The following is a 15,472-nucleotide window of genomic DNA, read 5'->3' as shown; positions in this document are numbered from 1 at the left end:
GTCAAGAAATTCTGTTGCCAGAATGTCCAGATGGACAGCCCAGCGAATCCGGATATGCGATATTTGTGGTCTTACGAATTTTCGGGTCTTTCGTCTTCACCACCGCAATCTGCGTCAGCAAATTGCTTGGGTGTTATATGGTCAAGCCTCACGGGCAATTAGTATTGGTTAGCTCAACGCCTCACAGCGCTTACACACCCAACCTATCAACGTCGTAGTCTTCGACGGCCCTTTAGGGGATTCAAGATCCCAGTGAGATCTCATCTTGAGGCAAGTTTCCCGCTTAGATGCTTTCAGCGGTTATCTCTTCCGAACATAGCTACCCGGCAATGCCACTGGCGTGACAACCGGAACACCAGAGGTTCGTCCACTCCGGTCCTCTCGTACTAGGAGCAGCCCCTCTCAAATCTCAAACGTCCACGGCAGATAGGGACCGAACTGTCTCACGACGTTCTAAACCCAGCTCGCGTACCACTTTAAATGGCGAACAGCCATACCCTTGGGACCGGCTTCAGCCCCAGGATGTGATGAGCCGACATCGAGGTGCCAAACACCGCCGTCGATATGAACTCTTGGGCGGTATCAGCCTGTTATCCCCGGAGTACCTTTTATCCGTTGAGCGATGGCCCTTCCATACAGAACCACCGGATCACTAAGACCTACTTTCGTACCTGCTCGACGTGTTTGTCTCGCAGTCAAGCGCGCTTTTGCCTTTATACTCTACGACCGATTTCCGACCGGTCTGAGCGCACCTTCGTACTCCTCCGTTACTCTTTGGGAGGAGACCGCCCCAGTCAAACTACCCACCATACACTGTCCTCGATCCGGATAACGGACCTGAGTTAGAACCTCAAAGTTGCCAGGGTGGTATTTCAAGGATGGCTCCATGAGAACTGGCGTCCCCACTTCAAAGCCTCCCACCTATCCTACACAAGCAAATTCAAAGTCCAGTGCAAAGCTATAGTAAAGGTTCACGGGGTCTTTCCGTCTAGCCGCGGATACACTGCATCTTCACAGCGATTTCAATTTCACTGAGTCTCGGGTGGAGACAGCGCCGCCATCGTTACGCCATTCGTGCAGGTCGGAACTTACCCGACAAGGAATTTCGCTACCTTAGGACCGTTATAGTTACGGCCGCCGTTTACCGGGGCTTCGATCAAGAGCTTCGCTTGCGCTAACCCCATCAATTAACCTTCCGGCACCGGGCAGGCGTCACACCCTATACGTCCACTTTCGTGTTTGCAGAGTGCTGTGTTTTTAATAAACAGTCGCAGCGGCCTGGTATCTTCGACCGGCATGGGCTTACGGAGCAAGTCCTTAACCCTCGCCGGCGCACCTTCTCCCGAAGTTACGGTGCCATTTTGCCTAGTTCCTTCACCCGAGTTCTCTCAAGCGCCTTGGTATTCTCTACCTAACCACCTGTGTCGGTTTGGGGTACGGTTCCCAGTTATCTGAAGCTTAGGAGCTTTTCTTGGAAGCATGGTATCAACCACTTCGTCGCCTAAAGGCAACTCGTCATCAGCTCTCGGCCTTGAAATCCCGGATTTGCCTAAGATTTCAGCCTACCACCTTAAACCTGGACAACCAACGCCAGGCTGGCCTAACCTTCTCCGTCCCTCCATCGCAATAACTGGAAGTACAGGAATATTAACCTGTTTTCCATCGACTACGCTTTTCAGCCTCGCCTTAGGGACCGACTAACCCTGCGTCGATTAACGTTGCGCAGGAAACCTTGGTCTTTCGGCGTGCGAGTTTTTCACTCGCATTGTCGTTACTCATGTCAGCATTCGCACTTCTGATACCTCCAGCAAGCTTCTCAACTCACCTTCACAGGCTTACAGAACGCTCCTCTACCGCATCATCATACGATGATACCCGTAGCTTCGGTGCATGGTTTGAGCCCCGTTACATCTTCCGCGCAGGCCGACTCGACTAGTGAGCTATTACGCTTTCTTTAAAGGGTGGCTGCTTCTAAGCCAACCTCCTAGCTGTCTAAGCCTTCCCACATCGTTTCCCACTTAACCATGACTTTGGGACCTTAGCTGACGGTCTGGGTTGTTTCCCTTTTCACGACGGACGTTAGCACCCGCCGTGTGTCTCCCATGCTCGGCACTTGTAGGTATTCGGAGTTTGCATCGGTTTGGTAAGTCGGGATGACCCCCTAGCCGAAACAGTGCTCTACCCCCTACAGTGATACATGAGGCGCTACCTAAATAGCTTTCGAGGAGAACCAGCTATCTCCGAGCTTGATTAGCCTTTCACTCCGATCCACAGGTCATCCGCTAACTTTTCAACGGTAGTCGGTTCGGTCCTCCAGTCAGTGTTACCTAACCTTCAACCTGCCCATGGATAGATCGCCCGGTTTCGGGTCTATACCCAGCGACTAAACGCCCTATTAAGACTCGCTTTCGCTACGCCTCCCCTATTCGGTTAAGCTCGCCACTGAATATAAGTCGCTGACCCATTATACAAAAGGTACGCAGTCACCTAACAAAGTAGGCTCCCACTGCTTGTACGCATACGGTTTCAGGTTCTATTTCACTCCCCTCTCCGGGGTTCTTTTCGCCTTTCCCTCACGGTACTGGTTCACTATCGGTCAGTCAGTAGTATTTAGCCTTGGAGGATGGTCCCCCCATATTCAGACAAAGTTTCTCGTGCTCCGTCCTACTCGATTTCATTGATAAGAGATTTTCGTGTACGGGGCTATCACCCACTATGGCCGCACTTTCCAGAGCGTTCCACTAATCTCAAACCAACTTAAGGGCTGGTCCCCGTTCGCTCGCCACTACTAAGGGAATCTCGGTTGATTTCTTTTCCTCAGGGTACTTAGATGTTTCAGTTCCCCTGGTTCGCCTCTTGCACCTATGTATTCAGTACAAGATAACCAGCTTATGCTGGCTGGGTTCCCCCATTCAGAGATCTCTGGATCACAGTCTGTTTGCCGACTCCCCAAAGCTTATCGCAGGCTACCACGTCTTTCATCGCCTCTGACTGCCAAGGCATCCACCGTATGCGCTTCTTCACTTGACCATATAACCCCAAGCAATCTGGTTATACTGTGAAGACGACATTCGCCGAAAATTCGTACGTTGCTCTTTCGAGCAGAACTCACAAATTTTACCTTAGCCTGATCCACCAGCAGTGAAACTGGTGTTCAGTCTATATCTATCACATATCCGAATTTTTAAAGAACGATCTGACAAAAGCCAGAAATCAACATTCGATACGAATGCTCATTTCCAGGTTCTGACCAGGAAAAACGTCTTCGACAATGAATCAAGCAATTCGTGTGGGAGCTCATCAGTAGGCTGATGTCGTCGATTAAGGAGGTGATCCAGCCGCAGGTTCCCCTACGGCTACCTTGTTACGACTTCACCCCAGTCATGAATCACACCGTGGTAACCGTCCCCCCGAAGGTTAGACTAGCTACTTCTGGTGCAACCCACTCCCATGGTGTGACGGGCGGTGTGTACAAGGCCCGGGAACGTATTCACCGCGACATTCTGATTCGCGATTACTAGCGATTCCGACTTCACGCAGTCGAGTTGCAGACTGCGATCCGGACTACGATCGGTTTTGTGAGATTAGCTCCACCTCGCGGCTTGGCAACCCTCTGTACCGACCATTGTAGCACGTGTGTAGCCCAGGCCGTAAGGGCCATGATGACTTGACGTCATCCCCACCTTCCTCCGGTTTGTCACCGGCAGTCTCCTTAGAGTGCCCACCATAACGTGCTGGTAACTAAGGACAAGGGTTGCGCTCGTTACGGGACTTAACCCAACATCTCACGACACGAGCTGACGACAGCCATGCAGCACCTGTGTCAGAGTTCCCGAAGGCACCAATCCATCTCTGGAAAGTTCTCTGCATGTCAAGGCCTGGTAAGGTTCTTCGCGTTGCTTCGAATTAAACCACATGCTCCACCGCTTGTGCGGGCCCCCGTCAATTCATTTGAGTTTTAACCTTGCGGCCGTACTCCCCAGGCGGTCAACTTAATGCGTTAGCTGCGCCACTAAAATCTCAAGGATTCCAACGGCTAGTTGACATCGTTTACGGCGTGGACTACCAGGGTATCTAATCCTGTTTGCTCCCCACGCTTTCGCACCTCAGTGTCAGTATCAGTCCAGGTGGTCGCCTTCGCCACTGGTGTTCCTTCCTATATCTACGCATTTCACCGCTACACAGGAAATTCCACCACCCTCTACCGTACTCTAGCTTGCCAGTTTTGGATGCAGTTCCCAGGTTGAGCCCGGGGCTTTCACATCCAACTTAACAAACCACCTACGCGCGCTTTACGCCCAGTAATTCCGATTAACGCTTGCACCCTCTGTATTACCGCGGCTGCTGGCACAGAGTTAGCCGGTGCTTATTCTGTCGGTAACGTCAAAACAGCAAGGTATTAGCTTACTGCCCTTCCTCCCAACTTAAAGTGCTTTACAATCCGAAGACCTTCTTCACACACGCGGCATGGCTGGATCAGGCTTTCGCCCATTGTCCAATATTCCCCACTGCTGCCTCCCGTAGGAGTCTGGACCGTGTCTCAGTTCCAGTGTGACTGATCATCCTCTCAGACCAGTTACGGATCGTCGCCTTGGTGAGCCATTACCCCACCAACTAGCTAATCCGACCTAGGCTCATCTGATAGCGCAAGGCCCGAAGGTCCCCTGCTTTCTCCCGTAGGACGTATGCGGTATTAGCGTTCCTTTCGAAACGTTGTCCCCCACTACCAGGCAGATTCCTAGGCATTACTCACCCGTCCGCCGCTGAATCAAGGAGCAAGCTCCCGTCATCCGCTCGACTTGCATGTGTTAGGCCTGCCGCCAGCGTTCAATCTGAGCCATGATCAAACTCTTCAGTTCAATACTGCTTGGGTTTTTAAGAAACCCTAAACTTGGCTCAGCAATCTCAAATGACTATGTGATTTCTCGCATGGTCACTTGTGATGCTGATAATCTTTTTGACTATCAGTCCGTACTCACAAGCACCCACACGAATTGCTTGATTCAATTTGTTAAAGAGCGTTTGGTTAAGAGCTTTTCGTCTCAACCGAGGCGCGCATTCTACGCTTTCCTCAGAGCCTGTCAAGCGTTTATTTTGAAGTTTTTTGCGAGAAACTCGTTTAGCTTCAAACACTTGGCTCGCTGCGATCTCTCGTAGCGGGAGGCGAATCATACAGCACTTGAAAGCGCTGTCAACCACCATTTCAACCGCTTTCGATCATTCGATCGTAGCCCTTCCAACACCTCTTGAATCGCCTAACTTATTGAATCTCAAGGAGTTTGTCGTTTCGTTGTCGCTGGAAGTGGGGCGCATTATAAGGGGATTCGAGAGGGCGTCAACCTTTAATTTCAATAACCGTTGATAGTGCAAAAAAAACAAAGCGGGGAGGCCTGACGGCCTCCCCGCTATTCATCTAGAGCACACCAGCACCACGAAGGCGCTGCACCTCGCCGACATCCAGCCCCAACACCTCCCCCAGCACCGCTTCGGTATGCTCGCCTAACAAGGGTGGCGCCCGGCGATACTCCACTGGCGTCTCCGACAACCGTATCGGGCTCGCAACTTGCGGCACACTACCCGCCAATGGATGCGGAATACTCAACGCCAACCCGCGCGCCAGCACCTGGGGATCCTGGAACATCTGCGCCAGGTTATTGATAGGCCCACACGGCACTCCTGCAGCCTCCAACTGGGCCACCCACTCAGCTGTGGTCTTGAACACCGTAGCCTGGCGAATTAGTGGTATCAGCTCAGCCCGGTTGGCCACCCGCAGCTTATTGGTAACGAACCGAGGGTCCTCCGCCCATTGCGGCTGCCCGGCCACCTCAGCGAATTTACGGAACTGGCTGTCATTACCGACGGTAAGAATGAAATCGCCATCTGCCGTCGGAAAGTCCTGGTAAGGGACTATATTAGGATGCGCATTACCCAGCCGACGAGGAGGGCTGCCCGTGGTCAGGTAGTTCATTGCCTGGTTCGCCAGGCAGGCCACCTGCACATCGAGCAATGCCATGTCGATATGCTGACCGACCCCGGCCTGATCCCGGTGGGCGAGGGCAGCCAGCATGGCGACCGTGGAATACAACCCGGTCAGAATGTCGGTAAGCGCCACCCCCACCTTGACCGGCCCGGCGCCCTCTTCACCCTCCGGACGACCAGTCAGGCTCATCAGCCCACCCAACCCCTGGATCATGAAGTCATAGCCAGCGCGCTTGGCATAGGGCCCGGTCTGACCGAAGCCGGTAATGGAGCAATAGATGAGCTGCGGGTTTATCGCCTTCAGGCTCTGGTAGTCCAGGCCATACGCTGCCAGCCCACCTACCTTGAAGTTCTCTATGACGATATCGCACTTCGCCGCCAGTTCACGCACCAGCCGCTGTCCCTCCGGCTGGGTAAAGTCGATGGTCACTGAGCGCTTGTTGCGGTTGGCCGACAGGTAATAGGCCGCCTCACTGGTGTCCTCACCTTCGGCATCCTTGAGAAAAGGCGGCCCCCATGAGCGGGTATCGTCGCCACTGCCAGGGCGCTCGACCTTGATCACGTCGGCGCCAAGGTCAGCCAAAATCTGACCAGACCACGGGCCGGCCAACACGCGCGAAAGGTCTAGCACCCGCAGATGTGATAGCGCGCCCATGGCTTGCTCCTTATCAATAGAACGCCTGGATACCGGTCTGCGCACGACCCAGGATAAGTGCATGCACATCATGGGTACCTTCATAGGTGTTGACCACCTCCAGGTTAACCAGATGGCGAGCCACACCAAACTCGTCGGAGATGCCGTTGCCGCCCAGCATGTCACGCGCCATACGGGCGATATCCAGCGCCTTGCCGCAGGAATTGCGCTTCATGATGGAGGTGATTTCCACCGCAGCCGTCCCTTCATCCTTCATGCGACCCAGACGCAGGCAGCCCTGCAGCGCCAGGGTGATTTCTGTCTGCATGTCGGCAAGCTTCTTCTGAATCAACTGGTTGGCGGCCAGTGGACGACCAAACTGCTGACGGTCCAGGGTGTACTGGCGAGCGGTATGCCAGCAGGCTTCAGCGGCACCCAGCGCACCCCACGAAATACCATAGCGAGCCGAGTTCAGGCAGGTGAACGGGCCCTTGAGGCCACGCACGTCCGGGAAGATGTTCTCTTCTGGCACGAACACATTGTCCATGACGATTTCACCAGTGATCGACGCGCGCAGGCCAACCTTGCCATGGATTGCCGGGGCACTGAGGCCTTGCCAGCCTTTTTCCAGTACGAAGCCACGAATATCGCCCGCATCATCCTTGGCCCACACCACGAACACATCGGCGATGGGACTGTTGGTGATCCACATTTTACTGCCGGTCAGTCGGTAGCCGCCGTCGACCTTCCTCGCGCGCGTAATCATCGAACCAGGATCGGAGCCATGGTTAGGCTCGGTCAGACCGAAGCAACCGATCCACTCGCCACTGGCCAACTTGGGGAGGTACTTCTGCTTTTGAGCTTCGGTGCCAAATTCGTTGATCGGCACCATCACCAGCGACGACTGCACACTCATCATCGAGCGGTAACCTGAGTCGATACGTTCCACTTCGCGAGCAATAAGGCCATAGCACACATAATTCAGGCCACTGCCACCGTATTGCTCGGGAATGGTTGCACCCAACAGGCCTACTTCACCCATCTCGCGGAAGATCGCCGGATCGGTCTGCTCATGGCGGAAGGCCTCAAGCACACGCGGGGCCAGCTTGTCCTGGGCGAACTGATAAGCGCTGTCACGCACCATGCGCTCTTCTTCAGTGAGCTGCTGATCCAGCAGCAACGGGTCGATCCAGTTGAAGCTTGCTTTACCGGCCATGAGCGAATCCTCGAAATAGGGGTCAGTTTCTTGTGCCTTTGAGCCTAGGCCTGATCGTCCGCCGGGACAAACGAGGATTGCGCACCAATTAGTGATATTTTGTCACTCCGTAAATCGGCAAAACGCCTTATTGACAGCCTTACAAGTGAGGTTGACGTACATGCGCCGTAAGATCCCCAGTACCGCCGCCCTGATTTGCTTCGAGGCGGCAGCCCGTAACGAGAGCTTTACCAAGGCTGCCCAGGAACTCGCGCTGACCCAGGGTGCCGTCTGTCGGCAGATTGGTGGCCTGGAAGCCTTCCTTAATGTGGAACTGTTCCGTCGCTCGCGCCGCGGCGTAAGGCTGACCGAAGCCGGCCTGTCCTACAGTCGCCAGGTGGCGGCCCAACTGGACGCCGTGGAGCGCGATACCTTGTCGGTCATGCGCCAGCAAGGCGCCAATGTGATCGAGCTGGCGGTAGTGCCGACGTTTGGCACTCAATGGCTCCTGCCACGGCTCAAGGACTTCCAGCAGCGCCACCCGGAGGTCACAGTCAACCTCACCAACCGCACCCGGCCATTCCTGTTCGCCGACACTACCTTCGATGCCGCCATCTATTTTGGTGATGCGGACTGGTCAGGCACCCAGTCGCACCAACTGATGGGTGAAAACCCAGTACCCGTGTGCAGCCCGGCACTGCTGAACGGCCAGGGCATGCTCGAGGCACGCCACATCGCGCAGCTACCACTGCTGCAGCAGAGCACGCGCCCGTACGCCTGGCGGCAATGGTTCGGCAGTGTGGGCATGAATGTGGAGCGCGACATGACAGGCCCGCGCTATGAACTATTCTCGATGCTCGCCCAGGCGGCCATGCACGACATGGGCATTGCCCTGATACCACCGTTCCTGATCCAGCGGGAGTTGGAGGAGGGAAGGCTGGTGGTCGCTAACAGGCATGCCCTGAGTAGCGACAAGGCCTACTATCTGATGATTCCAGAGCGCAAGGTGGAGTCGGCGTCGCTACGCGCCTTTCGCGACTGGCTGGTAAGCCAGGCTCAGGCCTACCTGAATAGATCAGGGGCAAGCGCGACAAATTGACCCTGTAGTCAATTATTTTAAACACCTACAGATATATGTATATGTCGCATATTCGCAAACTGTAACGCAAGCATAAAAACACCCTTTAACCGTGCTCAGTACGCGGCTTTGCGGGTTATTTTGCGACATCCAACTAGTCGTAAGCGAATTGGCCGCTTTTTTTTTGATTTTTTCTCCTAATCTGCCAATGGCGCATGTTTGACGGGCTGCAACCCTATTGCTGCGACAAGCGGTCACAGGGTGACTTGTAGTTTTGACTTCGTTTCGCTCCAGAACCGGTTGAAGGCCTTCGGGTTCGTCTGCAAAATGCTTCGCCCCGCCCGGGATCCGGCGGGTTGGCGCTCCACAGCCGCCCCAGCACACCATCCGAAGTGTGCTGGCTTCTACAAAGACAAAAGGTCACCGCAGGAGAAATAGTCGTGCACATTGGTGTTCCTCTCGAGACGCAGACCGGTGAGACAAGGGTCGCTGCGACCCCCGAAACCATCAAGAAACTGATTGGCCAGGGCCATCAGGTCACCGTTCAACGGGGGGCAGGGCTCAACGCCGCCATTCCGGACAGTGCCTATGAAGCCGTGGGTGCTTCCCTTGGGAGCGCCGCCGATGCCTACGGCGCCCAATTGGTACTCAAAGTGGTCGCCCCCAACGACCAGGAACTGGCCCTGATCAACAGCGGCAGCCTTCTGGTGGGCATGCTCAACCCCTTCAACGGTGAACTGATCGGCAAGATGGCCGAACGCGGTATTACCGCCTTCGCCCTGGAAGCCGCGCCGCGAACCTCGCGGGCGCAGAGCCTGGACGTGCTGTCGTCGCAGGCCAACATCGCCGGCTACAAGGCCGTGTTGCTGGCAGCCCATCACTACCCACGCTTCATGCCAATGCTGATGACCGCTGCCGGTACCGTTAAGGCCGCACGCGTCCTGGTACTGGGCGCTGGCGTTGCCGGCTTGCAGGCCATCGCCACCGCCAAGCGCCTGGGTGCGGTGATCGAAGCATCCGACGTTCGCCCGGCGGTGAAAGAGCAGATCGAATCACTGGGTGCAAAATTCATCGACGTACCCTACGAGACCGACGAGGAGCGAGAGTGCGCCGAAGGCGTTGGCGGCTATGCCCGGCCAATGCCGGCCAGTTGGATGCAGCGCCAGGCCCAGGCGGTGCACGAGCGTGCCAAGCAGGCCGATATCGTCATCACCACCGCGCTGATCCCCGGGCGCAAGGCGCCGACCCTGCTAAGCGCCGAAACCGTGGCGCAGATGAAGCCTGGCTCGGTGGTCATCGACCTGGCTGCAGCCCAAGGCGGCAACTGCCCGCTGACCGTCGCAGACCAGGTGGTGCAGGAGAACGGCGTGACCATCGTCGGCCCGACCAACCTGCCGGCCCAGGTGAGTGCCGATGCCTCGGCACTTTATGCGCGCAACCTGCTGGACTTCATGAAGCTGCTGTTCGACAAGGATGGCGCGCTGATCATCAACCTCGAAGACGACATCGTCGCGGCCTGCCTGATGTGCCGTGATGGTCAGATCGTCCGCAAGAACGGCTAAGGAGCACGACAATGGAAGACATGCTGATTTCCCACGGCATCTACAACCTGATCATTTTCGTGCTGGCCATCTATGTGGGCTACCACGTGGTGTGGAACGTCACCCCGGCGCTGCACACCCCACTGATGGCGGTCACCAATGCCATCTCGGCAATCGTCATCGTCGGCGCCATGCTGGCCGCGGCCCTGACCGTGACCCCGGCCGGCAAGCTGATGGGCACCCTGGCCGTGGCCCTTGCCGCAGTCAACGTGTTCGGTGGCTTCCTGGTCACCCGCCGCATGCTTGAAATGTTCAAGAAGAAAACCAAGAACGAGGCGAAGAAGTAAGCATGAGCATGAATCTGGTAACGCTCCTCTACCTCGTCGCCTCGGTGTGCTTCATCCAGGCGCTCAAGGGCCTGTCGCACCCGACTACCTCGCGGCGCGGCAATCTGTTCGGCATGATCGGCATGGGTCTCGCCATCCTCACGACGGTCGGCCTCATATATAAGCTTGGGGCTGAACTTGCCACTGCCGGTATCGGCTATGTCATCGTCGGCCTGCTGGTCGGCGGCACCGCCGGTTCGATCATGGCCAAGCGCGTCGAAATGACCAAAATGCCCGAACTGGTCGCTTTCATGCACAGCATGATCGGCCTGGCCGCGGTGTTCATTGCCATCGCCGCCGTGCTGGAGCCACAGTCGATGGGCATTGTGGCTGCCATCAGCGATCCGATCCCCACCGGCAACCGCCTGGAGCTGTTCCTCGGTGCTGCCATCGGTGCCATTACCTTCTCCGGTTCGGTGATCGCCTTTGGCAAATTGTCGGGCAAGTACAAGTTTCGCCTCTTCCAAGGCGCACCGGTACAGTTCGCTGGCCAGCACAAACTGAACCTGATCCTTGGCCTGACCACCATCGCCCTTGGCCTGCTGTTCACTTTCACTGGCCACTACAGTGCCTTCACCCTGATGCTGGTCCTGGCCTTCATCATGGGTGTGCTGATCATTATTCCGATCGGCGGCGCCGACATGCCAGTGGTGGTGTCGATGCTCAACAGCTACTCGGGGTGGGCAGCGGCCGGCATCGGCTTCTCGCTGAACAACTCGATGCTGATCATCGCCGGTTCCCTGGTAGGTTCGTCCGGTGCCATCCTCTCGTACATCATGTGTAAGGCGATGAACCGCTCGTTCTTCAACGTCATCCTTGGCGGCTTCGGTGGCGATACCGACACTGGCGCGGCGCAAGGTTCGCAAGAACAGCGGCCGGTGAAGTCCGGTTCGGCTGACGATGCCACCTTCCTGCTCAGCAATGCCGACAGCGTGATCATCGTTCCGGGCTACGGCCTGGCGGTGGCCCGCGCACAACACGCACTGAAAGAGCTGACCGAGAAGCTGACCCACAACGGCGTGACCGTGAAGTATGCGATTCACCCGGTGGCGGGCCGCATGCCCGGGCACATGAACGTACTGCTGGCCGAGGCTGAAGTGCCGTACGATCAGGTATTCGAGATGGAAGACATCAACGCCGAGTTCGGCCAGGCCGACGTGGTGCTGGTGCTGGGCGCCAACGACGTGGTCAACCCGGCGGCGAAGAACGATCCCAAGTCGCCAATCGCCGGCATGCCGATCCTCGAGGCGTTCAAAGCCAAGACCATCATCGTCAACAAACGCTCGATGGCCAGCGGCTATGCCGGCCTGGACAACGAACTGTTCTATCTGGACAAGACCATGATGGTGTTCGGTGACGCCAAGAAGGTCATTGAGGACATGGTCAAGGCAGTGGAGTGACACCAGCCGCTGCAAACCAGCTGATATAAAGGAAGCCCCGGTCAGAATCTGCCGGGGCTTTTCTTTTATTGATCCGGATCAACGGCTCAAATACAAGGCTTCTCATACGACCATGGTCGTGGGACGGCAATGGGCGAAATCTCTAGACTGCGCTGCAGTAGTTTCAGTAGCCCGAGATAACAATCCATGTACCGTGATCGTATCCGCTTGTCCTCCCTGCACAGCAAGGTAATGAGTGCGGCTGATGCCGCTGGTCTGATCGAGGACGGCATGACTGTCGGCATGAGCGGCTTCACCCGCGCCGGCGAAGCCAAGGCCGTACCGCATGCACTGGCCGAACGTGCCAAGCAATCGCCACTGAAAATCAGCCTGATGACCGGCGCCAGCCTGGGCAATGACCTGGACAAACAACTGACCGAGGCCGGTGTGTTGGCCCGCCGCATGCCGTTCCAGGTCGACAGCACCCTGCGCAAAGCCATCAATGACGGCCAGGTGATGTTCATTGACCAGCACCTGTCGGAAACCGTCGAGCAACTGCGCAACCAGCAGTTGAAGCTGCCGGACATCGCGGTCATCGAAGCCGTGGCCATCACCGAGCAAGGCCACATCGTGCCAACCACGTCGGTGGGCAACTCGGCCAGCTTCGCGATCTTCGCCAAGCAGGTGATTGTGGAGATCAACCTCTCGCACAACACCAACCTCGAAGGCCTGCACGACATTTATATCCCAACCTACCGTCCGACTCGCACGCCAATCCCGCTGGTCAAGGTAGACGACCGTATCGGCAGCACCGCGATCCCGATCGACCCGGCCAAGATTGTCGGTATCGTCATCAGTGACCAGCCAGACTCGCCGTCCACTGTGCTGCCGCCAGATGATGAAACACAGGGCATCGCCGACCACCTGATCAACTTCCTCAAGAAGGAAGTGGATGCAGGCCGTATGACCAACAAGCTCGGCCCGCTGCAAGCCGGCATTGGCAGCATTGCCAATGCGGTGATGTGCGGCCTGATCGAGTCGCCGTTCGAAGACCTGACCATGTACTCCGAAGTGCTGCAGGACTCCACCTTCGATCTGATCGACGCCGGCAAGCTTAGCTTCGCATCGGGCAGCTCGATCACCCTGTCAACGCGCCGCAATGCCGATGTGTTCGGCAACCTGGAGCGCTACAAGGACAAGTTGGTGCTACGCCCGCAGGAAATCTCCAACCACCCGGAAGTGGTACGTCGCCTGGGCATCATCGGTATCAACACGGCACTGGAGTTCGATATCTACGGCAACGTCAACTCCACTCACGTCTGTGGCACCAGGATGATGAACGGCATCGGTGGCTCCGGCGACTTCGCCCGTAACGCCCACCTGGCCGTGTTCGTCACCAAGTCGATTGCCAAAGGCGGGGCGATTTCCAGCGTGGTGCCAATGGTCAGCCATGTCGACCACACCGAGCACGACGTGGACATCCTGGTCACCGAGCAGGGCCTGGCGGACCTGCGTGGCCTGGCGCCGCGCGAACGGGCGCGAGCGATTATCGACAACTGCGTGCACCCAGACTATCGCGCTGCGCTGAACGACTACTTCGACCGTGCCTGCCAGCGTGGCGGCCATACCCCGCACATCCTGCGTGAAGCCCTGAGCTGGCACGAAAACCTGGAAGAAACCGGGCGCATGCTGGCTAGCTGATCCAGATGTGGTACGGAACGGCGGCCCTGCCTCCGCTGTTCCGGCCTCTTCGCGGGCTTGCCCGCTCTCATCAAACAAAATGCAACCCACTGTTTTCTAAGCACTCAAGCGGCCACCAGCTGATACCCCAGTTTCCGGGCTTTGCGAAGCAAAGCCCGGACCTGCCGGTCCTGGCTTCTGGTTTCGAACTCCTCAAGACCTTTTTCAACATAAGCCTGCTTCTTGGTTAAAAGGTTGTACACCAGACGTGCCAACTGATGCGCAGTGGCCTTGATGGCGCAGCTGGTATCCATTCGAGTCAGTCTGGCTCGGTGCGATGCACCAATGAAACCCTTGTCGTTACGGGCATTGGATGCAGCCTGCTTGAGTGCTTGAGCTGCTCGATTGACTATTTTTGGCCCACCACCTGCCAGTCGATGACCGCCGGAAATTCGAGTAGGGGGAGCCAGTCCCAACCAAGAGCAGAAGTGCTGTGAGGACGGGAAGCGTGATAGATCTGTACCGATCTCCCCTGCCAGCACTAATGCAGTGTCCACCCCAATGGTTGGAATTGCGGTTAGGTCCACGCCAAGAACTTTCCATAATGTCTGATGCAATTCAGTCTGTTGGGCACCGTTTCGGTGTGGGCTCCGTAAAGGCTTATTGGATGGCTCTGGCTTGTTTTGCAGCACCGGTAACTGCTCTAACGCGGCTTTTATGGCGTCGTCACAATCAGCAATTTGCTGCTCCAGGAAGTCATAGGCAGCCAATTCCTGAGTTAGCGCATGCAAATGCTCGCGCCGCCAATTGCCATGAAGACTCCGAGCGACAGCCTCCTTGCCTGCCTTGATGCGGCGGTCGGTCAGTTCAGCCAGTTGCACTGGGTCCCGTTCACCTGCGCAGATGGCTCGCAAAATCTTCATGCCAGTTACGCCGGAAATATCACTGATGACATTGGCCAGCTGGATGTTCATTTGGCTCATGGCCTTTTGCATCCGGTTCAGCGTCTGCGCCTGGTCTTTCACTTTGGAAGCACGCTGCCTGACCAATGACCGGACGCAGCAGGTCAGATCATCGGGGCGGAATGCGCCTCTGAGCAGTCCATGAGTCATCAGCTGCCAAATCCACTGGCAATCCAGCACATCTGATTTACGGCCCGTGATTTGCCGAGTTGCTCTGGCATTGACGAGATAAACCTCAAAACCGCGCTCGCTGAGAATCTCGTAAATTGGAATCCAATAAACTCCCGTGGATTCCATGGCAACGACCTTGATCCCCAGGCTTTCAAGCCAGTTAGCCATCTTGAGCAGGTCGTCAGTAAAGGACGTGAACGACTGGACGGGATTTTCGTGCCGGGGGTCGACCGCCACGAAATGCTCTCGACCACCGACATCGATCGCTGCGCAATCGGGATGGACGACGGTAAAGCGTTGCTTGGAAGGCTTGCGCGCCATGATGAATCCTCGCAGGATAAAGGGCGCGCGGGGCACACGGTGGCGAAAGGGTTCACTCTCTCATACGTGGTCACAGCTGAATCAGCTGATGCCTACAGGGACTTCACGCCGATACCGTGCGGATCACTCTCCCACGCGGGTGTGCG

The 15,472-nt window shown here is 56.5% G+C and carries 8 protein-coding genes and 3 rRNA genes (1 of these 11 running past the window's edge); 5 read left to right on the top strand and 6 right to left on the bottom strand.

The annotated features are described in order from the left end of the window. The 5 genes from rrf to LMH93_RS00900 form a co-directional block, all read right to left on the bottom strand. A 5S ribosomal RNA gene (gene rrf, locus LMH93_RS00920) occupies positions 1-6 on the bottom strand; it reaches 110 nt to the left of the window's first position. A 131-nt stretch (positions 7-137) separates the two neighbouring features. After that, positions 138-3,030: ribosomal RNA gene (locus LMH93_RS00915) — 23S ribosomal RNA — on the bottom strand. Between the two features lie 292 nt (positions 3,031-3,322). Next, positions 3,323-4,859, bottom strand: a 16S ribosomal RNA gene (locus LMH93_RS00910). The 16S, 23S and 5S rRNA genes sit together here, the layout of an rRNA operon. 554 nt (positions 4,860-5,413) lie before the next feature. Further along, positions 5,414-6,634 (bottom strand): CaiB/BaiF CoA transferase family protein, encoded by a 1,221-nt coding sequence (locus tag LMH93_RS00905; protein ID WP_003252904.1) that lies wholly within the window; start codon positions 6,632-6,634, stop codon positions 5,414-5,416. A 13-nt stretch (positions 6,635-6,647) separates the two neighbouring features. Further along, on the bottom strand, positions 6,648-7,829 hold the full coding sequence (locus tag LMH93_RS00900) for an acyl-CoA dehydrogenase (RefSeq protein WP_003252907.1): 1,182 nt from the start codon (positions 7,827-7,829) through the stop codon (positions 6,648-6,650). A 160-nt stretch (positions 7,830-7,989) separates the two neighbouring features. Here LMH93_RS00900 and LMH93_RS00895 point away from each other — a divergent pair, with 160 nt between their 5' ends. The 5 genes from LMH93_RS00895 to LMH93_RS00875 all read left to right on the top strand — a co-directional run bounded on the left by LMH93_RS00895 (position 7,990) and on the right by LMH93_RS00875 (position 13,893). Continuing rightward, a complete protein-coding gene (locus LMH93_RS00895; protein ID WP_004575245.1) occupies positions 7,990-8,907 on the top strand; it encodes a LysR family transcriptional regulator in 918 nt (305 codons plus the stop codon). A gap of 419 nt (positions 8,908-9,326) precedes the next feature. Continuing rightward, entirely contained in the window at positions 9,327-10,448 is a 1,122-nt protein-coding gene (locus LMH93_RS00890; RefSeq protein ID WP_003252911.1) for a Re/Si-specific NAD(P)(+) transhydrogenase subunit alpha, read from the top strand. Positions 10,449-10,459: 11 nt separating this feature from the next. After that, positions 10,460-10,774 carry an NAD(P) transhydrogenase subunit alpha gene (locus tag LMH93_RS00885; RefSeq protein ID WP_003252914.1) on the top strand — a complete coding sequence of 105 codons (315 nt, stop codon included), beginning with the start codon at positions 10,460-10,462 and terminating at the stop codon, positions 10,772-10,774. Between the two features lie 2 nt (positions 10,775-10,776). Continuing rightward, the gene (locus LMH93_RS00880) at positions 10,777-12,213 is read left to right on the top strand and encodes an NAD(P)(+) transhydrogenase (Re/Si-specific) subunit beta (protein WP_003252919.1); all 1,437 of its coding nucleotides are present in this window, start codon (positions 10,777-10,779) and stop codon (positions 12,211-12,213) included. A 186-nt stretch (positions 12,214-12,399) separates the two neighbouring features. Then, positions 12,400-13,893, top strand: coding sequence for an acetyl-CoA hydrolase/transferase family protein (locus LMH93_RS00875; RefSeq protein WP_003252922.1), 1,494 nt, complete (start codon positions 12,400-12,402; stop codon positions 13,891-13,893). A 104-nt stretch (positions 13,894-13,997) separates the two neighbouring features. Here the strand turns inward: LMH93_RS00875 and LMH93_RS00870 are convergent, their stop codons facing one another. After that, positions 13,998-15,326: an IS110-like element ISPpu9 family transposase gene (locus tag LMH93_RS00870; protein ID WP_230064507.1), complete on the bottom strand. Its 1,329-nt coding sequence runs from the start codon at positions 15,324-15,326 to the stop codon at positions 13,998-14,000. Positions 15,327-15,472 lie beyond the last annotated feature (146 nt).

It is taken from the genome of Pseudomonas sp. CIP-10 (assembly GCF_020911845.1).
GTDB classification, from domain to species: Bacteria; Pseudomonadota; Gammaproteobacteria; order Pseudomonadales; family Pseudomonadaceae; genus Aquipseudomonas; species Aquipseudomonas alloputida.
Note: the sequence above shows the minus strand (reverse complement) of the source record. Positions and strands in the feature narration are given on the sequence as shown.